Consider the following 22395-nt stretch of genomic DNA (forward strand, 5'->3'; position numbering starts at 1 on the left):
AACGCCGACCTTTGCATTCTTAAATCAAAGCAATGCCAAACAAGTCTTTAAAATGGATATACCTCTTTGTTTTATCCATTATCTGGGGTAGTTCTTTTATCCTTATTAAAAAAGGACTTGTAGGTCTAGATCCTTTGCAACTAGGGGCTTTACGTATTTTATTTTCGGCAACGGTGTTATTGCTTTTTGGATGGAAAAGTCTCAAAAAGATAAAAAAACAAGACTGGAAGTGGATAGGTATTACCGGTATACTAGGCACAGGGCTGCCCGTATTTTTATTTGCCTTTGCAGAGACAGAGATAGATAGTGCTGTAGTAGGTATTTTAAACTCTAGCGTACCCTTACTGGCATTTATTTTTGGGATACTACTCTTTGGAGCACAATTTATACAACGGCAGTTTATAGGCGTACTTTTAGGGCTTGTGGGTGCTGGGGCTCTTATTTATATAGGCGCTCAAATTAATGAAGGTCAAAATTATTGGTATGCCTCACTGGTCATTATAGCAGCCTCCTTTTATGCACTTAATGTAAATATTATAAAAAGACACCTACAAGAAGTGCCTGCAATCGCTATTGCGGCTGGTAACTTTGTCTTTCTAATTATACCTGCGGCAATTATACTCGCTATTTCTGGGTTTTTTGATTTACCCGTTACTACAGATGCTACGCTACAGCAGTCTATAGGGTACATCGTGATCCTCTCTATATTTGGCACCGCACTAGCAAAAGTGATGTTTAACAAACTTGTGCAAATGAGCAATCCCGTCTTTGCTTCTTCTGTTACCTACTTGATGCCTATTATATCTGTAATGTGGGGACTGCTAGATGGCGAGGCCTTTACAATGCTTCAGTTTATTGCCACCCTTATCATTCTTGTAGGCGTTTATATAGGTAATAGCGCCAGAAAAAAAGCATAAGCGCTGTAAAAACAACTTTTACTATGTAGATTCACGCTTTCGCGAAAGCATATTACCCCACGTTTACATTCTCAATAGTGAGTCGCTACCCTATTTATAAGGGAGAAACACTTTATTAAAATCTCCTCACAATGTTATCTAAACATTAAGAAACAGCCTCATTAAGAAAACCTTAAGATATTTTAGCAGGATAATAAATAGCTTAGAAAGAATTGAAAGAGTTCTAAAGAAAATTGTCACTAGAGATACAGCAGCGTCTTTAAAAGGCGTTACACTCCTTCTCTACAATGAGCTTAAGAGACACAAATTATAAAAACACACATACGTATGAAAAGAACACTCTTTCTTTTACTACTAGCATCATTATTCTTAGTTAACTGTAATAATGATGACAATGGAGATGACGGCCCTACAGACCCCCTAGATGAGCTCCCTGCTGCAACACAAACTGGGGCACAAACGCTAGGATGCCTCATAAATGGGGAGCCTTGGGTGCCTCCTAGCATAGGACCCAATAGACCTAATGCCTTTTATCAATTTGTAGATGGTGCCTATACTTTGGGTATCTCTGGAACCTCCGAAGAAGGTCAATTTTCGAGAGCTATTCGATTCGGCGGTATAGATGTTGTTGAAGAAATAACAACGGGCACGTATATCCTTCAAAATGATGACCCTGATAATTATTTTGGCGCTGTCACGCTTGAGGAGTTTCAACTTAATACCTCTACTACAGATGGAAACCCTGGTTTACTAACAATTACGCGTTTCGACGACTCCATCATCTCTGGAACCTTTGAGTTTACCGTCTTAGACAACGATGGTAATGAGATTAACATTACAGACGGTCGCTTTGACCTAAATTATACCAACTAACATTTTTAAAACACATATATGTATGAAAAGAACATTCTTTTTTTTACTACTAGCATCATTATTCTTAGTTAACTGTAATAATGATGACAATGGTGATGACGGCCCTACAGACCCACTAGATGAGCTCCCCGCTGCCACCCAGACGGGGGCGCAAACTCTAGGATGCCTTATAAATGGGGAACCTTGGGTACCTCCTAGCATAGGGGCTAATAGGCCCAATGCCTTTTATCAATTTGTAGATGGGGCCTATACACTAAGTATTTCTGGTGTAACCGGAGGGGGTAGTGAATCCCAACAGATTATAGTGGGCTGTGTTGATGTGCCAGAAATCATAATTGAAGGTTCTTCGTATAATCTCTTAGATTTCGCATCAGGAAATTATTTCGCTGAATATACTGCATCAGCAGTTATCGAAGGCAGTCCTTCTGATGATAATCCTGGCGTATTGACAATTACCCGTTTTGATGACTCGATCATCTCTGGAACTTTTGAGTTTACCGTCTTAGACAATGATGGTAATGAGATTAACATTACAGACGGTCGTTTTGACCTTAATTATACCAACTAACATTTTTAAAACACACATACATATGAAAAAAACATTCTTTCTTTTACTACTAGCATCACTGTTCTTGATTAACTGCAATAATGATGACAATGGCAATGACGGCCCTACAGACCCCCTAGATGAGCTCCCCGCTGCAACACAAACAGGAGCCCAGACACTGGGATGCCTTATAAATGGAGAGCCATTTATCCCTTCTAATTTTGGAAATAGTGCTCCAAATGCTTTCTATCAATTTGTAGATGGGGCCTATACACTTTCTATTTATGCATCATCAGGAGGGGGTAATTCTTTGACTTCAATTAGAATACAATCTATTGACAACCCAATACTTATTGAGACAGGTGATGCCTACCCTCTTTTGAATTGCGATATCCCAAATTATTGCGGAGAACTTACTTCATTTCCTGATGAATTAATAGCAGTCAACTCACAAAATAGTAGTCCTGGCGTGTTGACGATTACCCGTTTTGATGACTCAATCATCTCTGGAACCTTTGCGTTTACGGTCTTAGACAATGATGGCAATGAGATTACCATTACAGACGGTCGTTTTGACCTTAATTATACCAACTAACATTTTTAAACCAACTTTTACTATATAGATTCACGCTTTCGCGAAAGCGTAAAAAAAGAAAAGCGGTCTACCGAAGTAAACCGCCTTTCACCAACTAAACTGTCTTTAATCTAGCCTAATGGTGGCTGTCCATTCATAATCTCTTCACTTGCATATGCTTCAAACTGCTTGAAGTTTTCTTTAAAAGATCTTGCGAGCTTGTTTGCTGTTTCATAATAACCTTTGTCATTATTCCACGTTGCGCGTGGGCTCAATACTTCTGTAGGCACTCCTGGACACGTACGTGGTTGTGCTAGTCCAAAAACTGAGTGTATGTGATAGTCATCGTGCGTAGTTTCTTGTGGTAACTTCCCTTCCATCGCAGCTTTAATCATTGCGCGCGTATACTTTAACTTCATACGCGATCCTACTCCGTAAGGTCCGCCGGTCCATCCTGTATTGATAAGCCATACATTTACTCCAGCCTCTGTCATTTTCTTACTAAGCATCTCTGCATATTTTGTAGGGTGAAGCGGCATAAATGGCGCTCCAAAACACGCTGAAAATGATGGTACAGGCTCATTTACTCCTGCTTCTGTACCAGCAACCTTTGCAGTATACCCACTTATAAAGTGGTATGCGGCTTGACCTGGTGTAAGCTTAGAGATAGGAGGCAGTACTCCAAAGGCATCTGCCGTAAGGAAGAAGATGTTTTTTGGGTTTTTACCTAGTGATGGTACCTGTATGTTCTCAATGTGATCTATAGGGTAACTTACACGTGTGTTTTGTGTGATAGATGTATCTTCAAAAGCTACATTACCTTGCTCATCTAGTATGACATTCTCTAGAATGGCTCCTGGTTTTATAGCATTGTAGATATCTGGTTCATTTTCGGCAGAGAGGTTAATCACTTTTGCATAACAGCCACCCTCAAAGTTAAAGATGGTGTTATCTTTAGTCCACCCGTGCTCATCATCACCTATAAGCTTGCGCTCAGGATCTGCAGAGAGTGTGGTTTTACCTGTTCCAGAAAGTCCAAAAAAGATAGCGGTCTCACCGTTATCACCTACGTTTGCACTACAGTGCATAGGTAATGTCTCTTTCTCTACAGGAAGTATAAAGTTAAGTGCAGAGAAGATTCCTTTCTTAATCTCACCTGTGTAACCTGTACCCCCTATAATGATGGTTTTTTCTGTAAAAGATAATATCGCAAAGTTGCTCTGGCGTGTACCATCTACAGCTGGATCTGCTAGAAAGCCCGGTGCGTTTAAGATAGTCCACTCTGGGTCAAATCCTTTAAGCTCCTCTTCTGTAGGTCTAAGAAACATATTATATGCAAACATATTAGACCAAGGGTACTCGTTTACAACGCGTATGTTGAGTTTGTAATCTTTATCTGCACACGCATAACTATCACGCACGTAGATTTCTTTTTCTGAGAGATAGTTTGCAACTTTTGTTTTAAGTTTTGCAAACGCCTCTTCTTCAAAGGGGAGGTTTATATCTCCCCACCAGACTTTATCTTCTGTTTTTGCGTCCCTTACGATAAAACGATCCATAGGAGATCTACCTGTAAACTTACCTGTGTTTACAGCGAGAGCGCCAGATGATGCGGTTTTACCCATATCATTTTCTACAGCAATTTGATGTAGTTTTTCGGGAGAAAGTTGGTAGTTGATTTTGGCATTTTTTATGCCAATTTTTTCTAATGAGAGTGTCTTCGATGCTAAGCTATCTGCGACCATACCAATGAGTTTTGTGTTGTTTTATGACACAAAAGTAAGAAGTCTAATCTAGGTACTATAACGTTTTCGCTGTTTTATTTAGATTTTATGAATTGTACTAGGAGTATTACCCAGCTCACAATGAGCAAAGTACCTCCTAGAGGGGTGATAAGAGCAATTTTTGTGAAGTTAAAACTGGTCAAATCATTAGTAGCAAGCCCATAAATAGAGCCAGAAAAGAATAGTATACCTATAACCGTAAGTATGAGAAGTATCCTCTTTGACTTTTCGCTTAAAGCGAAAACAGATATGAGCAATAGCAAAAAGGCGTGATACATCTGGTATTTTACACCTGTCTCAAATGTAGAAAGTGCATCTGTATCAAGAACTTTTTCTAGCCCGTGAGCTCCAAAGGCACCAATAACTACAGCCGTTAACCCAAATATCGCACCCGCTATACGTAACTTTTTATCCATAATCTTACTATTATATGCTTTGCAAAAGTGTACATTTAAACCTGCATAAATCAAACACAAAACTACAAAATACACCATCAATGCGAAAGATTCTAGTCATAGGAGCCGGTAAATCTACTAGCCAACTCGTAAACTATTTACTCAATAAATCTGCAGCAGAAAATTTGCACATTACCGTAGGTGACATCTCTCTTGAAAATGCACAAAAGCTTATAAATAATCACGATAACGGGACAGCCATCTCACTAGATGTTTTTGACAAAACACAACGAAAGCAAGCCATACAAGAAGCAACCATCGTTATCTCAATGCTACCCGCACGTTTTCACATAGAGGTGGCAAAAGACTGTGTGACTTTTAATAAGTCTATGGTGACCGCATCTTATATTTCAAAAGAAATGGAAGCGCTAGATACCGCTGTTAAGGAAAAAGGGCTTGTCTTTATGAATGAGATAGGGCTCGACCCAGGTATAGACCATATGAGTGCTATGCAGGTGCTAGATCGCATACGAGATAAAGGCGGTAAGGTGATACTTTTTGAATCTTTTACGGGTGGACTTGTTGCGCCAGAGAGTGACACAAACCTCTGGAACTATAAATTTACTTGGAACCCTCGCAATGTGGTACTTGCCGGTCAAGGCGGTGCGGCAGAGTTTATACAAGAAGGTACTTATAAATACATCCCTTACCAAAGACTCTTTAGACGTACAGAATTTTTAGAAATAGAAGGCCACGGAAGATTTGAAGGATACGCAAACCGCAACTCCCTTAAGTATCGCTCTATATATGGCCTTGATGACATCCCTACGCTTTACCGAGGTACCATACGTCGAGTAGGTTTCTCACGTGCCTGGCAGTTATTTGTGTTACTAGGTATGACAGATGATAGTTATACGCTACAAGACACAGAGACGATGAGCTATCGTGATTATACAAACCTTTTCTTACCTTACTCACCTACAGACTCTGTAGAGCTCAAGCTACGTCACTACCTTAAAATTGACCAAGATGACTTGCTCTGGGATAAATTACTAGAACTAGACCTTTTTAATCCTTCAAAAAAATTAGGACTTACAAACGCCACTCCAGCTCAAGCACTACAACGCATACTAGAAGACAAGTGGACACTCGCTCCAGAAGATAAAGATATGATTGTAATGTATCATAAATTTGGCTACGAGCTCAATGGTACTCGCAAGCAAATAGATGCGACTATGGTAAACATAGGAGAAGATCAAGTAGAAACTGCAATGGCAAGAACCGTAGGACTCCCAGTAGCAATGGCCACACTACGCATACTTAATGGTGAGATTACCACACCGGGCGTTCAGCTACCTATTAATCGCGAGGTGTATGAGCCTATTCTCAAAGAGCTAGAAGAGTATGGCATCACCTTTAAAGAGTACGAGGTAGACTACCTAGGTTACAACCCAGATAATGTAGGGGGATAGTTTTACGCTTTCGCGAAAGCGTCACAAAAAACACGCAACTCAATTACACATTACAAGTTATTACGTATCTTTCTCTTTCAATTTACAATCACAAGCGATGAAAATAGTTAAAGACGAACTAGTTATAGATGGTATAGATAAAATTATCTTGCGCCAACTTATGGAAGATGCTCGTAAACCTATACTTGAGATTGCTCGTAAAGTGGGTATCTCTGGTGCTGCAATACACCAGCGTTTACGTAAGCTAGAAAAATCTGGTCTCATTGCCGGTTCAAAATTTATTATAGACCCAAAAGTACTGGGTTATCGTACACAGGCTTTTATAGGTGTTTATCTAGAGCGTGCGGCAAATAACGCAAGAGCAGTAAGACAGCTTAAGGATATACCAGAGGTTATAGAGTGTCACTACACTACAGGTAACTGGTCTGTTTTGATCAAGATTCTTTGTAAAAACAATGAGGATCTTATGAACTTACTTAACAAGAAAATACAAGCTATAGACGGGGTTTCCCGTACAGAAACCTTTATCTCCCTAGACCAGCAAATAGACAGACAGATAAAAATATAAGCTAGAGCTTATATATATTTCATAAAAAGTAAAGCCTCTCCATATGGAGAGGCTTTACTTTTTATAAAAAAGAAACTATAAATTATAGCCCTGGGTATGTACCAGATAGTATCTCAATACCATCTATTACCCATCCTACAACAAAGAAACCTGCTGTAAGGATAAATAAAATGTTCCACCCTATAGGGCTTCCTAGGTACCATCTGTGTCCTGCAAAACCTCCTAAAAATAACCATAGAAGTATAGCTATAAGCTGGCGGTCTGCCTCTACAGCAGCAGGAGATGTAAGCACCTCTGCGGTGTCATCTTCTGTGAGGGTTACACCTTCTACAGCTGCAACAGCTGTTCTCTATACTGGAAATCCAGCATAGGTATTTGTAACTGAAAGCAGTACAAACGCAAATAATAATGTAATTTTGAGTCTCATAATTTGGATGTGAATTGATTATCTATGAATAAATGTACTCAAAATAATTATATGACTTTAAAAGCTACATTACTTTTTATTTTATCGTTTTCTAGCTTTACAGTTTTTAGTCAACTCGATGATTATGAGTACACAGGAGTCATTAAGCTTAATGACTCTGCTTTTATATCATACAAGCTAGCCTTTGAAGAGTTAGATGGGAAGATACAAGGTTACTCGATGTCTGACCTAGGTGGTAAGCACGAGACTAAGTCTAATATAAAAGGTACTTATGACAGTGATAAAAAAGAATTCTCTTTTGCCGAATATGATATCATCTACACAAAATCTCCGCTAGGAGAAATTGATATGTGTCTAGTTAATTTTTCTACTAGAATGCGCAATCTAGAAAAAAACAAAGCATTTAGCGGTGATTTTAAAGGGTTGTATCCAGACAAAACAGCTTGCCTAGACGGGATGCTTATAATGGCCGCATCAGAAAGAGTACAAGAGCGTATTGCAAAACTAGACGAAAGAATACAAAAGTCTAAAAAACTAAGTCAAGAAGTAAAGGATAAAATTTCTGCAAAGCGATCTGTAGACACACTTACTATGAGCGTAGTAAGAAAAGACGAAAACCTCAACATATTTGCAAAGAGTAAGGAGTTAACAATTTCTATTTACGACTCTGGAAAAGTAGATAATGACCGTATTAATCTATACGTAGACGACAAGCTTATACTTGAGAACTACGCTATCACTCGTGAGAAGAAAAACATACCCGTAACTATTATAAATAATACCGCTGTCGTGCGTGTAGAGGCTGTAAATGAAGGAACCTCATCACCTAACACCGTAAAGGTAGAAGTAAAAGACGGGCCAAGTCTTATAACCACAAGGACGAGCCTCAAAACTGGTGAAAAAGCAGCGCTTACACTTGTAAAGCAATAAGCACACTTCCAAAATTAATAAAGCCCTTATGTTTTATAACATAAGGGCTTTAAACTTTAAGAGAGTTACGTGTTTTTACTGCACGCTTATCTCTATGCCTGTCATATTTCCGCTTGTTACAAATAGTAACTCATCTGGCACGGCGACGTTTTCTAAATCTCCATTAAATGATCCAAAAACAAAATTAAGGTCTAGGTCAAAACTGTTAAGATTTATTGCACCTACAGTTTCTAGATTTGTTTTATAAGTTACCCCTCCTGTTTCAAATTGTATAGAAGCTGGTAATGTTTCACTTGCTGTGTTATATGATTGTTCCATCACTAAGGGCGCATCTGGATTTGAAGAACCTACTGTGAGGGTAAATGTCTCGCTTCCTATGTCGTTTGTAGCGGTTACTACAAAGAGTCTCCCATCATTACTTAGTACTGCCGTCGGGGTGTCTGAGATAAATGTAGCTCCACCTACAGAGGCTCTAAATTTTACACTAGGCGCTTCTGCTGGTCCTTCATCATCACCACAGCTTGTTATGAAGCCAAATGTTAGTAATAGTACCGCAATCTTTAAAAATCTTAAATTCATTATATGTTTTTTGAGTGAACAGCAAAAGTAATCAGTTTCAAATAAATCTACGACAATAAAAAACCCACGCTATAAACGTGGGTTTTTCTATTTCATATTTTCGCGAAAGCGAAAAAAATGTTCTGCCTGTGCAACTCGCACCTAGTATCTGTAATACTCAGGCTTAAATGGTCCTTCTACCGTCACACCGATGTAATCTGCTTGATCTTTAGAAAGTGTTTCTAGCTCTGCTCCTAGTCTTGATAAGTGCAATGCTGCTACTTTCTCATCTAGGTGCTTAGGTAGCATATAAACTTCGTTATTATACTTCTCGCTATTGTTCCAAAGCTCGATTTGTGCTAGTGTCTGGTTTGTAAATGAGTTACTCATTACAAAACTAGGGTGACCAGTTGCACAACCTAAGTTTACAAGACGACCTTCTGCAAGAACGATAATATCTTTACCATCTATAGTATACTTATCTACTTGAGGTTTGATTTCATCTTTTGTAGCGCCGTGGTTACCGTTTAACCAAGCCATATCGATCTCATTATCAAAGTGACCTATGTTACAAACGATTACTTTATCACGCATTGCCTCAAAGTGCTCACCGCGTATGATGTCTTTGTTTCCTGTAGTTGTGATAACGATATCTGCATTACCTACTACGTTTTCTAGTTTCTTAACTTCAAAACCATCCATTGCTGCTTGAAGTGCACAGATAGGATCGATTTCTGTTACTGTAACGATAGATCCAGCTCCTTTAAAAGAAGCTGCAGTTCCTTTACCTACATCTCCGTATCCACATACTACTACGCGCTTTCCAGCAAGCATAGTATCTGTAGCACGACGTATAGCATCTACCGCACTCTCACGACATCCGTATTTGTTATCAAACTTAGACTTAGTTACAGAATCGTTTACATTTATAGCTGGCATAGGTAACGTTCCATTCTTTACACGCTCGTAAAGACGGTGTACACCCGTTGTAGTTTCTTCAGAAAGTCCTTTTATGTCTCCTGCTAGTTCTGGGTAACGGTCAAGTACCATATTTGTAAGATCACCACCGTCATCAAGAATCATATTAAGTGGCTTGCGATCTTCTCCAAAGAAAAGTGTTTGCTCGATACACCAGTCAAATTCTTCTTCATTCATTCCTTTCCAAGCATAAACTGGGATACCAGCATCTGCAATTGCTGCAGCTGCTTGATCTTGCGTAGAGAAGATGTTACAAGAAGACCAAGTTACCTCTGCTCCTAGTGCTTTTAAAGTTTCAATCAATACAGCTGTCTGTATTGTCATATGCAGACATCCTGCGATACGAGCACCTTTAAGAGGCTGCTCATCTCCATACTCCTCACGTAAAGACATAAGCCCAGGCATCTCTGCCTCTGCTAGTTCTATCTCTTTACGTCCCCAAGCTGCAAGGGAAATATCTTTTACTTTGTACGGTACGTACGGTACTGTCTTATTGCTCATTTTCTTATCTTTATCTTAAATTCATAGACCCGTTAAGGCGGTGCAAATTTACGCAATAACTTAGACACTCTAATGCCTCTTTACAAAACGATAACAGTTTCCCCTACTATAAAAGTATATATCTGGAAGATTGAGGAAAGTCTAGAAACGCTTAAATCTACCCTACCCTTAGGCGAAGGACAAACCCACATCCTTACACCGCATTGCCAAAAAAGACTTGACAGTATGAAGTCTGACCTGCACCAGCGTGGCTTTATGAGCATACGCCACCTACTCGCAGAGGCAGGTTATACAGATTTTGACTTATACTACTCTCCATCTGGCAAGCCCCACCTGCACGATGGCAAACACATTTCTATAACACATAGCTACACATTTACCGCTATTATTATAAGTGATAACCCAGTAGGAATAGATATAGAGAAGCAGCGCGATAAGATTTTACGCATAGCTCATAAGTTTACACCTATTGAGGAGTACTACACTCTCACCAGCTCTGAGGCTCGCATACGTAAACTCACCTATGTCTGGGGAGCAAAAGAATCGCTATATAAACTATATAATCAAGAGGGGTTGAGTTTCTTAAAGCATATAGACGTGCAAGACTTTGAGATGGACGCCTCACAAACTACAGCAAGAGTGGTGTACAATGGAGCATCTTCAACCTATGCAATTTATCTTATGGAGTTTGAAGGTTTTACCTGCGTGTACGGTTTATAAAGTCTATTTATTGATAACTCAAAGGTGTTGTAGCAACTCTCACAGCAAGCACTTATTAATCCACATAATTAATTGTAAATTTGCCCCCTTTAATAGGGATGAGTACGCTTTCGCGAAAGCGCATATATAATACACTTACAATGAAATATCACTTTAACGAGATAGAGGCCAAATGGCAAAAATACTGGGCAGATAAGGGCACCTTTAACGCCTCAAACAGCAGTGACAAGCCTAAATATTATGTGCTAGATATGTTTCCTTATCCATCTGGAGCTGGACTGCACGTGGGGCACCCGCTAGGGTATATTGCCAGTGATGTGTATGCGCGTTACAAGCGCCTTAAAGGCTTTAATGTATTGCACCCGCAGGGGTATGACTCTTTTGGACTTCCAGCAGAGCAATATGCAATACAAACGGGACAGCACCCTGCCGTAACTACAAAGGTTAATATAGAAGGCGGTGTAGATAACCAAGGTAATGAGATTGCCGGGTATCGTAACCAGCTTGATAAAATAGGTTTCTCTTTTGACTGGAGTCGCGAGGTACGCACCTCAAATCCTGAGTATTACAAATGGACCCAGTGGATTTTTACAGAGCTATTTAACTCGTGGTATAATAACGACACAAATAAAGCAGAAGGTATAGAGACTTTAGTTTCCGCTTTCGCGAAAGAAGGAAATGGAAATATAAACGCTGCTTGTGATGATAACATTGAGCCATTTACCGCAGCACAATGGAATAACTTTTCTGAAAACGAAAAACAAGCCATACTCCTACAATACCGCCTCACCTACCTCGCCGAAACAGAAGTAAACTGGTGTCCAGCACTAGGTACTGTACTGGCAAATGATGAGATTGTAAACGGCGTTTCAGAACGTGGAGGGCATACCGTAGTGCGCAAGAAAATGACACAGTGGTCTATGCGCATCTCTGCCTATGCAGAGCGCTTACTACAAGGGCTTGACAGCTTAGACTGGAGTGAGTCTATAAAAGAAACACAACGCAACTGGATAGGTAAATCTGTAGGAGCTACTGTATCTTTTAACTTAAAAGATCACGACAAAAAGATAGAAGTATTTACCACACGCCCTGACACTATTTTTGGTGTAAGTTTTATGACACTTGCTCCTGAACTAGATCTTGTACAAGAGATTACTACTCCAGAGCAAAAAGAAGAAGTAGATGCATACATCGCCTCTACGGCAAAGCGTTCTGAGCGCGAGCGTATGGCAGATGTAAAAACAATCACGGGAGCATTTACAGGAGCCTATGCAGAGCACCCATTTACAAAAGAGCCTATACCTATCTGGATAGGTGACTATGTACTTGCCGGTTATGGTACAGGTGCGGTAATGGCAGTACCTTGTGGTGACCAGCGTGATTATGACTTTGCAAAGCATTTTGGGATTGCTATTCCTAATGTTTTTGAAGGAGTAGATATTTCTGAAGAAGCCTTTGCAGATAAGGCAGCTACCGTTATTGCAAATTCTGATTTCTTAAACGGATTAAAGTATAAGAAAGCAGTAAAGCTGGCCATCTATGAGTTAGAAAAAATAGGTGCAGGTTCTGGTAAAACAAATTACAGATTACGTGACGCAGTTTTTAGCCGCCAGCGTTATTGGGGAGAACCTTTCCCAGTATATTACAAAGACGGGATGCCACATATGATTGATGTGGAACACCTACCACTGGAGCTACCAGAAATAGAAAAATACCTCCCTACAGAAGATGGAGAACCACCACTAGGCCGTGCAGATGTATGGGCGTGGGATACTAAGACTAACAAAGTTGTTTCAAATGACCTTGTTCGTTCGAGCGCAGTCGAGAACTCCGAAGATAATGGAATTTACCCATTAGAATTAAACACGATGCCAGGCTGGGCAGGCAGTAGCTGGTACTTCTTTAGGTATATGGAAAAAGCACAGCGTGATGCTGTCTTTGCCTCAAAAGAAGCGATGGATTACTGGGGTAATGTAGATTTATACATAGGAGGATCTGAGCACGGCACCGGTCACTTACTATACTCTCGTTTTTGGGTGAAATTCTTAAAAGATAGAGGACACGTATCTGTAGATGAGCCTTTCCAAAAGATGATTAACCAAGGGATGATCTTGGGGACGAGTGCTTTTGTGTATCGCTGGGAATATGGATTTACGCCAAATGCAGACGAAAAACGAAAAAGTATTTTTGTATCTCATAATTTGATACAAAAGGCAATTAAAGAAAAATCATTTATAAACGAATTAGATGAATTTAAGGATATATTCGAGGTCCTAATCAAAAAGCACAAAAAGCTTAACTCTGGTGAAGCTAAAATTTCAAATTTCACTTTAATTCACGCTCCAGTAGCATTTGTAAATGCATCTGATGAGCTAGATGTAGAAGCTTTCAAAAAATGGAGGCCAGAATTTAAAGATGCAGAGTTTATTCTTGAAGATGGCGTTTACAAAGTAGGCCGCGAGGTTGAAAAAATGTCTAAGTCTAAGTACAATGTCGTAAATCCAGATGAGATTTGTGAGCAGTATGGAGCAGACACCTTACGTATGTACGAGATGTTTTTAGGGCCGCTTGAGCAAGCAAAACCTTGGAACACGGCAGGTATTACAGGCGTACACAACTTCTTAAAGAAATTCTGGAAGTTATACCATAATGGTGCAGAGGCTGCTTTTAATGTTACAGATACACCAGCAAGTAAGGACAGCTTAAAAACGCTACATAAAACCATAAAAAAGGTACAAGAGGATATTGAGAATTTCTCTTTTAACACCTCTGTATCTACATTTATGATTGCAGCAAATGAGCTAAGTGCTCAAAAATGTACTTCGCGTGAAGTTCTTGAGCCACTTGCTATTCTTATTGCACCTTATGCACCACACATTGCAGAGGAGCTATGGAGTAAGCTGGGTCACACCGAAAGTATTTCTGAAGCTGGCTTCCCGGTTTTTGAAGAAAAGCACCTTGTAGAAAGTGCAAAAAACTATCCTATCTCTTTTAATGGTAAAATGAAATTCACCCTTGAGCTACCATTAGATATGAGTAAGGATGAGATAGAAAAAACCGTGATGGCACACGAAAAAACACAAATGTATCTTGATGGCCGCACACCAAAAAAGGTGATTGTTGTACCTGGTAAGATTGTAAACATCGTGGGTTAACAAACATATACTCTTGCCCGTAAGTCATATTATGGGCAAGATTTAATTACATACTAATGTCTGGAATAGATGATATAGAGATCATAGGTCTCATTGCTGCTACACTGACCACTGCAGCCTTTTTACCCCAAGTATATCAAACTTGGAAAACTAGGGATGTCTCAGGCTTGAGCTTACCTATGTTTACAATGTTTTTTGTAGGCATTGTGTTCTGGCTTATTTATGGAGTGCTTAAAGAAAGTCTATCCATCATACTGGCAAATGCTATTACCGTTATCTCCTCATTTTTACTATTGTATTTTAAAATCAAATACGGTAAAAAATAGCATTTACATATTGTTAAAAATGGCTGTCTATTTTTAATAATATCACTTTTTATACCCCTGATTTTTAATATTTTATCAGCTTTCATTTTTTACATTTCTGCTACCTTGCCGCAAAAATTTAAGCGATGGTTATAGGGGTACCCACTGAGATTAAAAACAATGAAAACCGAGTGGGCATCACCCCAGGAGGTGTATATGAACTCACAAAACGCGGTCATACAGTATATATTCAAAAGGATGCTGGCATAAACAGTGGTTTTGTAAACCAGCAATACATAGATGCTGGAGCAAACATACTAGACACCATAGAAGAGGTATATGCAATCGCTCAAATGATTGTAAAGGTTAAGGAGCCCATAGCTCCAGAATACACGCTTATTAAAAAAGACCAGATTGTCTTTACCTATTTTCATTTTGCCTCTAGCGAGCCACTCACAAAAGCAATGATAGCTAGCGGCGCTACTTGTATCGCATATGAAACGGTAGAAGAAGCAGATAGGTCTCTACCACTTCTTACCCCTATGAGCGAGGTCGCTGGGCGTATGTCTATACAACAAGGAGCAAGATATCTTGAGAAACCCGTAAAAGGGCGCGGTGTACTACTAGGTGGTGTACCAGGAGTGAGTCCTGGTAAAGTACTCGTTCTGGGCGCAGGAGTAGTAGGTATACAGGCGGCCAAAATGGCCGCAGGTCTAGGCGCACACGTTACTATACTTGACATAAGTATGAAGCGACTACGCTATGTAAATGATATAATGCCACCACACGTAGTTACAGAATTCTCAAATGAATTCAACATAAGGAAACATATCAAAACACACGATTTAATCATAGGAGGTGTATTGATACCTGGTGCAAAAGCACCTAAGTTAATCACACGTGATATGCTCAAGGAGATGCGACCTGGCACCGTAATAGTAGATGTAGCGGTAGATCAAGGTGGCTGTGTAGAAACCTCAAAACCTACCACACACCAAGATCCAGTTTTTATCATAGATGATGTGGTGCACTATTGTGTTGCAAATATGCCTGGAGCAGTACCTTACACCTCTACGGTAGCTCTCACAAATGTTACATTACCCTATGTGCTCAAACTAGCAGACAAAGGCTGGGAAACAGCCTGTGCACAAGATGAGGTTCTTAAAAAAGGGGTGAATATTGTTTCAGGGGACGTGGTTTATGAAGAAATATCTGAGGTTTTTGATATCCCATACACACCACTAGCGATTTAAAGAGGAGGTTGAGTACGCTTTCGCGAAAGCGTAAAATTTTTTATAGACCTATCCCTCCACTAAAGCAATAGATCTACCGACTATTGACACGAAAGAGGTGAGAAAATGTCGTTTTATATTTTGGCGTAGTTTGTGCTTTATACTTTTGTAACTTTAGAAACGTAAAACAACTAAAAAAATAAACGACTATGCTAGCAGGATCTATGGGTTACTACATTATAGTAGGAGCCATTGCACTCATAAGCGGACTTGTAAGTTCTAAGCTTAAGAGCAAATTCAAACATTATTCTAACCTACAACTACGCAACGGGATGTCTGGCGCAGAGATTGCCGAAAAGATGCTCGCAGATAATGGAATTACAGATGTAAAAGTAATCTCTGTTGCTGGCCAGCTTACAGACCACTATAACCCTAGAGATAAAACGGTAAACTTAAGTGAGGTTGTTTACAGCCAGCGCAATGCCGCAGCAGCTGCCGTGTCTGCCCACGAGGTAGGTCACGCTATACAGCACGCTACAGCATACAGTTTTTTACAAATGAGATCTAAGCTTGTCCCTGTAGTAAATATTGCTTCTAAGATGAGTATGTGGGTAATTATGGGTGGTGTTGCACTTATGGCTACTACTAAGATAGGTGGTACTGTTGCCATTATAGGTCTTGCACTTTATGCAATGGGAACACTCTTTAGCCTTATCACACTGCCTGTAGAGTATGATGCAAGTAACAGAGCACTTGCCTGGCTCAAAGCCGAAAATATGGTGACACCAGAAGAGTATGATGGTGCAGAGGATGCCTTAAAATGGGCAGCACGTACCTATCTTGTTGCCGCTTTAGGATCACTTGCCACTCTCTTATACTTTGCACTACAAGTTTTTGGAAGTAGAAGATAAAAGACTATATAGTAGTTAATTACTTACTATAACCTGCCACAATGACGCGATAGTCAATCCTGATATGCGCATTGTAAGGTTTGGAATTATTATTGACTAACTTTGTATTACAAATTAGAATAACAATTTAACACGATATAGTTATGGCATTAGAAATCACAGATGCAACATTTGAAGAACAAGTATTAAAAAGCGATAAGCCAGTATTAGTAGACTTTTGGGCTGCTTGGTGTGGACCTTGTCGTATGGTAGGACCAGTTATCGAAGAGATTGCTGGAGAGTACGAAGGTAAAGCTATCGTAGGTAAAGTAGACGTAGATGCAAACCAAGAATTTGCTGCAAAATATGGTGTACGTAACATCCCTACAGTACTTATGTTTAAAGACGGTGAAGTAGTAGGACGTCAAGTAGGTGTTGCTCCAAAGGCTACTTATACAGAAGCAATAGACGGACTTTTATAGTCTCCCCTATTTTAATAAGATTATCAGAAAGGTTTGGCACAGTGCCGAGCCTTTTTGTATTTTTAAAGCATTAGATAGAAGGTGTACGCTTTCGCGAAAGCGTAAAATGCACACTTTACTATTTATGAGATTTATATTGTCTAACACCAATAGATTTTTGCGCAAGCGAAAATGACTAATAGCTGCCAGAGCAGCGATATTTATGGAAAAGAAAATAAAAGTACAAGACGCTATTGACAACCAGTTGCTCAATGATAGAAAGATATTCCTTTGGGGAATGGTAGATGATAAGAGCGCAAAGCACGTTATAGATAGATTACTATATCTTGACGCACAAGGGCACGATGAGATTCAGTTATTTATAAATAGCCCTGGTGGTTATGTAACTTCTGGGTTTGCGATGTATGACACTATAAAGATGATTAAGAGCCCAGTCTCAACCATCTGTACAGGTCTAGCTGCGAGTATGGGGTCACTATTACTCTCTGTAGGAGAAAAAGGACGCCGCTTTATACAGCCACACGCTCGTGTTATGATACACCAGCCTTCTGGAGGAGCTAGAGGTCAAGCATCTGATATAGAAATTACCGCACAAGAAATTGTAAAAACAAAAGAGCTTAGCGCACAGATTCTTGCAGATAACTGTGGGCAAACTTTTGATAAAATAATGAAAGACTTCCAGCGTGATCACTGGATGGGTGCAGATGAGTCTGTAGACTACGGTATCGTAGACGGCGTTTACGAAGGATAAACCCGCTACTCTAATCACACATCGGAACTTGTTCTTCTTTTAGGGCAAGTTCCGATTCATTTAAGAGCATTTCTAACCGCTACACTCGCATAACGATGGATATAAAATCAGAACTTCATAAAACCTCAGGTTTTGGCAATTTAGAGCTACTAGCTCGCCAGGTGGTAGAGGGATTTATATCTGGTATGCATAAGAGTCCTTTTCACGGCTTCTCGGCAGAGTTTGCAGAGCATAAGATTTACAACCCCGGCGAGAGTACAAAACACATAGACTGGAAACTCTATGCAAAGACAGACAGGCTTTATACAAAACGATATGAAGAAGAAACTAACCTGCGCTGTCACCTTATTGTAGATAATAGTAGCTCTATGCACTATCCTACTGTAAAAGAGCCTAGCATAACAGAGCTTAACAAGATAAGCTTCTCTGCGCTGGCGAGCGCAGCTATTATGAATCTTATGAAGAAGCAGCGTGATGCTGTAGGAATGAGTATCTATAGTAATACTTATGATTTTTATACAGGAGAAAAAGGTAGCGACAGGCACCACCATATGCTACTAGACCAACTTAATGGTATTATAAACACTACTCGCTCACATAAGGAACAACCTAAAGGCACAGACACTTATAAACACCTTCATCTTATTGCAGAGAAGTTAAAACGTAGGTCTCTGGTTTTTCTTTTTTCTGATATGCTACAAGACGATGTGGAGCAAGAGCAACTTTTTGAAGCCTTACAGCATCTTAAATACAACAAGCACGAAGTAATTTTGTTTCACACCTACAGCAAAGAGAAGGAATATAACTTTGATTTTGACAATAGCCCAAAAAAGTTTGTTGATGTAGAAAGTGGAGCATCTATTAATTTATATGCAGATAGTATACGTGATATTTACAAAAGCTCTATAGAAACTTATTTTAAAACACTGCAAATCAAGTGTGCACAATATAGGATTAAGTACATTCCTGCGATTATAGAAAACGGCTTTAGCCCCATACTGACGACGTTTTTAGTAGAGCGTCAGAAATTTTTATAAAAATTTTAAAAAATTATTTGGTGCAATTAAAAAGGTATTCTATATTTGCACCCGCAACAGAGCAACGATGAGTTGTTAGTTCTTGAAAAAGGAAATGTAGCAAGTAAAATATTGAAGAATTAAGACAACCTCCAAGTCTATAACATAAGGGAACGGTCTGGTAGTTCAGTTGGTTAGAATATCTGCCTGTCACGCAGGGGGTCGCGAGTTCGAGTCTCGTCCAGACCGCATAATTAAGCCCACATTTGTGGGCTTTTTTTTTACAGTGTTGTGTTGGCCACGTCACACGTGGTAAGGGTTTGTAGTTGAATCCGATGAAGAGCTTTTCCTGATTGGAGAGGCTTTTTTTGTTTTCGGTAAGTTCTGGATATAATAAAGCATAAAAAAAGAGCACCCGAAGATGCTCTTTAACAAACAAATGCTTTAAGCCCCCCAAAAACTTAAAGCATTACAAGTATATAAGATTGTACTTTCTATACTTTACGGGAATCCACAATTAGAACATTTTTTCTTTTAAATGAGGCCCATATCCTTCACTAAAGCCACGAGATGTATTGCATTATTTGCTCTAAATTGAATTTTCAACTTATTTAGCTTCTTTTCAATAGCACTTACGCTAGAAGGTGATACATTCTTTTCTTTAAGATCTTTACTTATTTCTTCTTGAGAGTAGCCATATGAGAGTAATCTCATAAGTGTAATGTCGTACTCATTTATTTCTAGATTTGCATTATTAGATAACGCCATTGCGACTTTAGGGGAGATATAGCGATTACCCTCAGACACGGTTTTAATTGCGTCCTTAAGCTCTGAAATACCATCCCTACCTTTACACACAAAGGCATCTATATGGACATCATTATAGAGTTGACACACTCTTTGAAAGCGGTCTTCTACAGAGTAGACTATAACTTTAATCTCGGGGTGTTCTTTTTTGACAACCTCTGCAAGCGCGTCTCCAGAAGAAAATCGCTGCCTTCTATGATCTGCTGTAAAAGACAAGTCGGTTATTAATAAGTCATAAGGTAAATTATCTCTGTCTGCCTTCTTAATTTGTAAATAAGCCTCATCACAATATGTGACCTGTTTTGCTCCATTTATATTTAAACCACTAAGTGTATGCGACACACCTTCATTAATACTGACTAAGTCATCTGCAATTAGAACTTTTTTAAACATTACATCTGGATATTTGCCTGAAAACCTTTATTCTTTTCACTTTCAAATGTAACAGTTCCCTTAAAGGCTTTTATACGGTTTTCCACATTCTGCAAGCCATTTTTATTAGATAATTCTGATCCTATGCCATTATCCTTATATCTGATTGCAATTTTTTTATAATCTTGATTAAACTCAATGAGTACCAAACTTGCCCTGCCGTGTTTTACTGTATTTGTAATAAGCTCTTGCAAAACTCTATAAATAGCATTCTTCTTTTCGTTAGATATTTGTGCCCATCTCACGCCATCACTATTTCTAGTAACAATATTTAGTGAGTCACTTTGATACCCCAGTAAAAGATCACTTAATGTAGTCTGAAAATTTTTACCAGCATCTATTGGACTTGTTTCTCTAGAGATATCTCGTGTTCTATTATAAATACTTTCTAGGTTATCCATAAGACTAGGATCCAGCTCCTTACTGCTCTGCATATGTGCCATTACTTTATAAATATCATTTGATACCTCGTCGTGTATTTTTTTAGAAAAACGAGCCTCCGTTTTGAACATCTCCTCCATCCTTTTTTTCTTGTTTAACAGCCTAGAAATAATAAATACAGCAACAGCAAGAAGTATTAAGAAAATGACTAAAAACTGGTAAAATCTATTCTTAGTTTTTTCCTTTTGAGCAACTAGCTCACTCTCCTGAGCTTGATTTTGAAAGACACTGTAGTCATATTTTTGAGCAACATATTTATTTGCCATCTGTTCTTGCACACTCTGCAAACTATCTGACAATTGCTTATAGGCTAAGGCGTCTGTTGTTATACCCGCCTCAATGAGAAGTCCTAAAGATTCTTTTTTATAAGTGAGACTTCCTAATGAGTTTGCAATTTCATTTGCTCCCAATGCGTACTCAGATGCTTTAAGAAGGTTTTCATTATTTCGATAATATTGAGAAAGATGTCTTTTAACAGAAAAGAGTCCGCGCACATAACCTGTTGTCTTATTTATATCTTCTGCGCGCTTCATAAAAGAGAGCCCTTCAAGAGGATGCAAATGAGACAAACTATAACCGTAATTATCAAAAATAGTAGCCAGATATTTTTTTTCTAATATAGAAGTTGAATCAATTACAAAAGGAGCAAGCAAGTCTACTGCTTTTTGATAGTCTTCACGATCCATATGGATTGAAGCTATATTATTTGAAAGGATTAAACTATCTCTGTTTTTTGAAAGTAAAGGGAGTGTATTTTTATAATACTTTAGTGCATTATCATCATCTCCTAGCCTTCTATAAAGTCTACCTAGGCGGTTTCCTAATCTTATTTTGATATCCTCTCTATCTGTAGTTTGTGATGCTAGATCAAGAGCCTTATAACTTTCTATAGCAGAGATTTCGCTTTTAAAAAACTCACCCATATTAAAGTATCCTAGCGAGATAAGATCAAGAATCTGTGCTCTATAATGTGGATCCTCTTTTTTAATATTAGTTTTTAATTCGTTTTCAAAGAAAACCACACCCTTTTGTATAGCTTCTTTACTAGTTGTGCCCATAATAGAATTATAGTAGAAGGTTGTGCTATCAACCTTCTTAGTCTGGCTATGGGCGTGAGAAGCAAAAATTAAAAGATAAAACAGGGTAAGAAAAAAAATAGGGAAGCTTAGATCATATTTCTTCATCTCTCAAATATATTATAATTTATGTATCTGATTTACACCTTACACTGAGAGAGATAAAATAGAAGTTTCTATTTTTTTAGTACTTTTAACATCGTTGTGTTGGCCACGTCACACGTGGTAGGATTTGTAGTTGAATCCGGTGAAGAGCTTTTCCTGTAGGAGAGGCTTTTTTTGTTTAGAGCACATTCTAAAAAAGATAAGCGAAAAAGAACTTGTTATAACCCAAACTTGCACAAACTATTGAGCATAAAAAAAGCCACACGGACTGTGTGGCTTTTACTTACTAGCTCCTCAACTAAGACTCGAACTTAGGACCCTCTGATTAACAGTCAGATGCTCTAACCAACTGAGCTATTGAGGAGTGTTACTTTTTGTAAGCGGATGCAAATATAAAGCTTTTTTACAATCATCAAAAAAAAATTGACGTTTTTTCGACTTTTTTTAGTGATTTATTTT

22 protein-coding genes and 2 tRNA genes are annotated in these 22395 nt (G+C 38.8%); 16 read left to right on the top strand and 8 right to left on the bottom strand.

The window, feature by feature from the left end:
* Positions 1-32 precede the first annotated feature (32 nt).
* The 4 genes from ACFO5T_RS00975 to ACFO5T_RS00990 all read left to right on the top strand — a co-directional run bounded on the left by ACFO5T_RS00975 (position 33) and on the right by ACFO5T_RS00990 (position 2932).
* Positions 33-917, top strand: coding sequence for a DMT family transporter (locus ACFO5T_RS00975; RefSeq protein WP_380031287.1), 885 nt, complete (start codon positions 33-35; stop codon positions 915-917).
* Between the two features lie 327 nt (positions 918-1244).
* On the top strand, positions 1245-1790 hold the full coding sequence (locus tag ACFO5T_RS00980) for a Riean_0653 family protein (protein WP_380031289.1): 546 nt from the start codon (positions 1245-1247) through the stop codon (positions 1788-1790).
* A 22-nt stretch (positions 1791-1812) separates the two neighbouring features.
* The gene (locus ACFO5T_RS00985) at positions 1813-2358 is read left to right on the top strand and encodes a Riean_0653 family protein (RefSeq protein WP_380031291.1); all 546 of its coding nucleotides are present in this window, start codon (positions 1813-1815) and stop codon (positions 2356-2358) included.
* Between the two features lie 22 nt (positions 2359-2380).
* The gene (locus ACFO5T_RS00990; protein WP_380031293.1) at positions 2381-2932 is read left to right on the top strand and encodes a Riean_0653 family protein; all 552 of its coding nucleotides are present in this window, start codon (positions 2381-2383) and stop codon (positions 2930-2932) included.
* Between the two features lie 110 nt (positions 2933-3042).
* Here the strand turns inward: ACFO5T_RS00990 and pckA are convergent, their stop codons facing one another.
* Together pckA and ACFO5T_RS01000 are read right to left on the bottom strand one after the other, a co-directional pair.
* The gene (gene pckA, locus ACFO5T_RS00995; protein WP_375252174.1) at positions 3043-4656 is read right to left on the bottom strand and encodes a phosphoenolpyruvate carboxykinase (ATP); all 1614 of its coding nucleotides are present in this window, start codon (positions 4654-4656) and stop codon (positions 3043-3045) included.
* A gap of 74 nt (positions 4657-4730) precedes the next feature.
* Positions 4731-5111 carry a DUF423 domain-containing protein gene (locus tag ACFO5T_RS01000; protein ID WP_380031296.1) on the bottom strand — a complete coding sequence of 127 codons (381 nt, stop codon included), beginning with the start codon at positions 5109-5111 and terminating at the stop codon, positions 4731-4733.
* A gap of 80 nt (positions 5112-5191) precedes the next feature.
* Here ACFO5T_RS01000 and ACFO5T_RS01005 point away from each other — a divergent pair, with 80 nt between their 5' ends.
* Positions 5192-6562, top strand: coding sequence for a saccharopine dehydrogenase family protein (locus tag ACFO5T_RS01005; protein ID WP_380031299.1), 1371 nt, complete (start codon positions 5192-5194; stop codon positions 6560-6562).
* Between the two features lie 97 nt (positions 6563-6659).
* Positions 6660-7130 carry an Lrp/AsnC ligand binding domain-containing protein gene (locus ACFO5T_RS01010; protein WP_035326699.1) on the top strand — a complete coding sequence of 157 codons (471 nt, stop codon included), beginning with the start codon at positions 6660-6662 and terminating at the stop codon, positions 7128-7130.
* An 82-nt stretch (positions 7131-7212) separates the two neighbouring features.
* Here the strand turns inward: ACFO5T_RS01010 and ACFO5T_RS01015 are convergent, their stop codons facing one another.
* Positions 7213-7422: a TM2 domain-containing protein gene (locus ACFO5T_RS01015; protein WP_380031302.1), complete on the bottom strand. Its 210-nt coding sequence runs from the start codon at positions 7420-7422 to the stop codon at positions 7213-7215.
* Between the two features lie 186 nt (positions 7423-7608).
* Between ACFO5T_RS01015 and ACFO5T_RS01020 the strand changes: the two genes are divergently transcribed.
* A complete protein-coding gene (locus tag ACFO5T_RS01020; RefSeq protein WP_380031304.1) occupies positions 7609-8487 on the top strand; it encodes a hypothetical protein in 879 nt (292 codons plus the stop codon).
* Between the two features lie 75 nt (positions 8488-8562).
* Here ACFO5T_RS01020 and ACFO5T_RS01025 read toward each other — a convergent pair whose 3' ends face one another.
* A complete protein-coding gene (locus ACFO5T_RS01025) occupies positions 8563-9066 on the bottom strand; it encodes a DUF6252 domain-containing protein (RefSeq protein WP_380031306.1) in 504 nt (167 codons plus the stop codon).
* A gap of 141 nt (positions 9067-9207) precedes the next feature.
* Entirely contained in the window at positions 9208-10524 is a 1317-nt protein-coding gene (gene ahcY, locus ACFO5T_RS01030) for an adenosylhomocysteinase (RefSeq protein ID WP_038598563.1), read from the bottom strand.
* A gap of 72 nt (positions 10525-10596) precedes the next feature.
* Between ahcY and ACFO5T_RS01035 the strand changes: the two genes are divergently transcribed.
* The 9 genes from ACFO5T_RS01035 (at position 10597) to ACFO5T_RS01075 (ending at position 19324) form a co-directional block, all read left to right on the top strand.
* The gene (locus ACFO5T_RS01035) at positions 10597-11244 is read left to right on the top strand and encodes a 4'-phosphopantetheinyl transferase family protein (RefSeq protein ID WP_380031309.1); all 648 of its coding nucleotides are present in this window, start codon (positions 10597-10599) and stop codon (positions 11242-11244) included.
* Between the two features lie 140 nt (positions 11245-11384).
* Positions 11385-14399 (top strand): leucine--tRNA ligase, encoded by a 3015-nt coding sequence (locus tag ACFO5T_RS01040; RefSeq protein WP_380032184.1) that lies wholly within the window; start codon positions 11385-11387, stop codon positions 14397-14399.
* Between the two features lie 56 nt (positions 14400-14455).
* Positions 14456-14725 (top strand): SemiSWEET family sugar transporter, encoded by a 270-nt coding sequence (locus ACFO5T_RS01045; protein WP_380031311.1) that lies wholly within the window; start codon positions 14456-14458, stop codon positions 14723-14725.
* A gap of 125 nt (positions 14726-14850) precedes the next feature.
* Positions 14851-15957 carry an alanine dehydrogenase gene (gene ald, locus ACFO5T_RS01050; RefSeq protein ID WP_380031313.1) on the top strand — a complete coding sequence of 369 codons (1107 nt, stop codon included), beginning with the start codon at positions 14851-14853 and terminating at the stop codon, positions 15955-15957.
* 188 nt (positions 15958-16145) lie between these two features.
* A complete protein-coding gene (locus tag ACFO5T_RS01055; RefSeq protein WP_236626648.1) occupies positions 16146-16847 on the top strand; it encodes a zinc metallopeptidase in 702 nt (233 codons plus the stop codon).
* Between the two features lie 143 nt (positions 16848-16990).
* Positions 16991-17308: a thioredoxin gene (gene trxA, locus ACFO5T_RS01060; protein WP_035326672.1), complete on the top strand. Its 318-nt coding sequence runs from the start codon at positions 16991-16993 to the stop codon at positions 17306-17308.
* A 202-nt stretch (positions 17309-17510) separates the two neighbouring features.
* Positions 17511-18059: a ClpP family protease gene (locus tag ACFO5T_RS01065; RefSeq protein ID WP_038598549.1), complete on the top strand. Its 549-nt coding sequence runs from the start codon at positions 17511-17513 to the stop codon at positions 18057-18059.
* A gap of 95 nt (positions 18060-18154) precedes the next feature.
* The gene (locus ACFO5T_RS01070) at positions 18155-19096 is read left to right on the top strand and encodes a DUF58 domain-containing protein (RefSeq protein ID WP_380031317.1); all 942 of its coding nucleotides are present in this window, start codon (positions 18155-18157) and stop codon (positions 19094-19096) included.
* A 154-nt stretch (positions 19097-19250) separates the two neighbouring features.
* Positions 19251-19324: transfer RNA gene (locus ACFO5T_RS01075), tRNA-Asp, on the top strand.
* 285 nt (positions 19325-19609) lie between these two features.
* Here ACFO5T_RS01075 and ACFO5T_RS01080 read toward each other — a convergent pair.
* The 3 genes from ACFO5T_RS01080 to ACFO5T_RS01090 form a co-directional block, all read right to left on the bottom strand.
* Positions 19610-20275 (bottom strand): response regulator, encoded by a 666-nt coding sequence (locus ACFO5T_RS01080; protein WP_380031319.1) that lies wholly within the window; start codon positions 20273-20275, stop codon positions 19610-19612.
* Entirely contained in the window at positions 20275-21939 is a 1665-nt protein-coding gene (locus tag ACFO5T_RS01085; RefSeq protein ID WP_380031321.1) for a tetratricopeptide repeat-containing sensor histidine kinase, read from the bottom strand. The genes ACFO5T_RS01080 and ACFO5T_RS01085 overlap by 1 nt, the downstream gene beginning before the upstream one ends.
* 287 nt (positions 21940-22226) lie before the next feature.
* Positions 22227-22300 (bottom strand) — tRNA-Asn (locus tag ACFO5T_RS01090).
* Between the last annotated feature and the right edge of the window lie 95 nt (positions 22301-22395).

Origin of the sequence: Dokdonia genika, assembly GCF_042652845.1 — a bacterium.
Taxonomy (GTDB): Bacteria; Bacteroidota; Bacteroidia; order Flavobacteriales; family Flavobacteriaceae; genus Dokdonia; species Dokdonia donghaensis.

Coding starts and splice junctions, on each gene's coding strand:
- ACFO5T_RS00985 (WP_380031291.1), top strand. CDS start 1,813: ATGAAAAGAACATTCTTTTTTTTACTACTAGCATCATTATTCTTAGTT.
- ACFO5T_RS01000 (WP_380031296.1), bottom strand. CDS start 5,111: ATGGATAAAAAGTTACGTATAGCGGGTGCGATATTTGGGTTAACGGCT.
- ACFO5T_RS01025 (WP_380031306.1), bottom strand. CDS start 9,066: ATGAATTTAAGATTTTTAAAGATTGCGGTACTATTACTAACATTTGGC.
- ACFO5T_RS00980 (WP_380031289.1), top strand. CDS start 1,245: ATGAAAAGAACACTCTTTCTTTTACTACTAGCATCATTATTCTTAGTT.
- ACFO5T_RS01040 (WP_380032184.1), top strand. CDS start 11,385: ATGAAATATCACTTTAACGAGATAGAGGCCAAATGGCAAAAATACTGG.
- ACFO5T_RS00975 (WP_380031287.1), top strand. CDS start 33: ATGCCAAACAAGTCTTTAAAATGGATATACCTCTTTGTTTTATCCATT.
- ACFO5T_RS01070 (WP_380031317.1), top strand. CDS start 18,155: ATGGATATAAAATCAGAACTTCATAAAACCTCAGGTTTTGGCAATTTA.
- ahcY (WP_038598563.1), bottom strand. CDS start 10,524: ATGAGCAATAAGACAGTACCGTACGTACCGTACAAAGTAAAAGATATT.
- trxA (WP_035326672.1), top strand. CDS start 16,991: ATGGCATTAGAAATCACAGATGCAACATTTGAAGAACAAGTATTAAAA.
- ACFO5T_RS01045 (WP_380031311.1), top strand. CDS start 14,456: ATGTCTGGAATAGATGATATAGAGATCATAGGTCTCATTGCTGCTACA.
- ACFO5T_RS01080 (WP_380031319.1), bottom strand. CDS start 20,275: ATGTTTAAAAAAGTTCTAATTGCAGATGACTTAGTCAGTATTAATGAA.
- ACFO5T_RS01085 (WP_380031321.1), bottom strand. CDS start 21,939: ATGAAGAAATATGATCTAAGCTTCCCTATTTTTTTTCTTACCCTGTTT.
- ACFO5T_RS01010 (WP_035326699.1), top strand. CDS start 6,660: ATGAAAATAGTTAAAGACGAACTAGTTATAGATGGTATAGATAAAATT.
- pckA (WP_375252174.1), bottom strand. CDS start 4,656: ATGGTCGCAGATAGCTTAGCATCGAAGACACTCTCATTAGAAAAAATT.
- ACFO5T_RS01035 (WP_380031309.1), top strand. CDS start 10,597: ATGCCTCTTTACAAAACGATAACAGTTTCCCCTACTATAAAAGTATAT.
- ald (WP_380031313.1), top strand. CDS start 14,851: ATGGTTATAGGGGTACCCACTGAGATTAAAAACAATGAAAACCGAGTG.
- ACFO5T_RS01055 (WP_236626648.1), top strand. CDS start 16,146: ATGCTAGCAGGATCTATGGGTTACTACATTATAGTAGGAGCCATTGCA.
- ACFO5T_RS01005 (WP_380031299.1), top strand. CDS start 5,192: ATGCGAAAGATTCTAGTCATAGGAGCCGGTAAATCTACTAGCCAACTC.
- ACFO5T_RS00990 (WP_380031293.1), top strand. CDS start 2,381: ATGAAAAAAACATTCTTTCTTTTACTACTAGCATCACTGTTCTTGATT.
- ACFO5T_RS01065 (WP_038598549.1), top strand. CDS start 17,511: ATGGAAAAGAAAATAAAAGTACAAGACGCTATTGACAACCAGTTGCTC.
- ACFO5T_RS01020 (WP_380031304.1), top strand. CDS start 7,609: ATGACTTTAAAAGCTACATTACTTTTTATTTTATCGTTTTCTAGCTTT.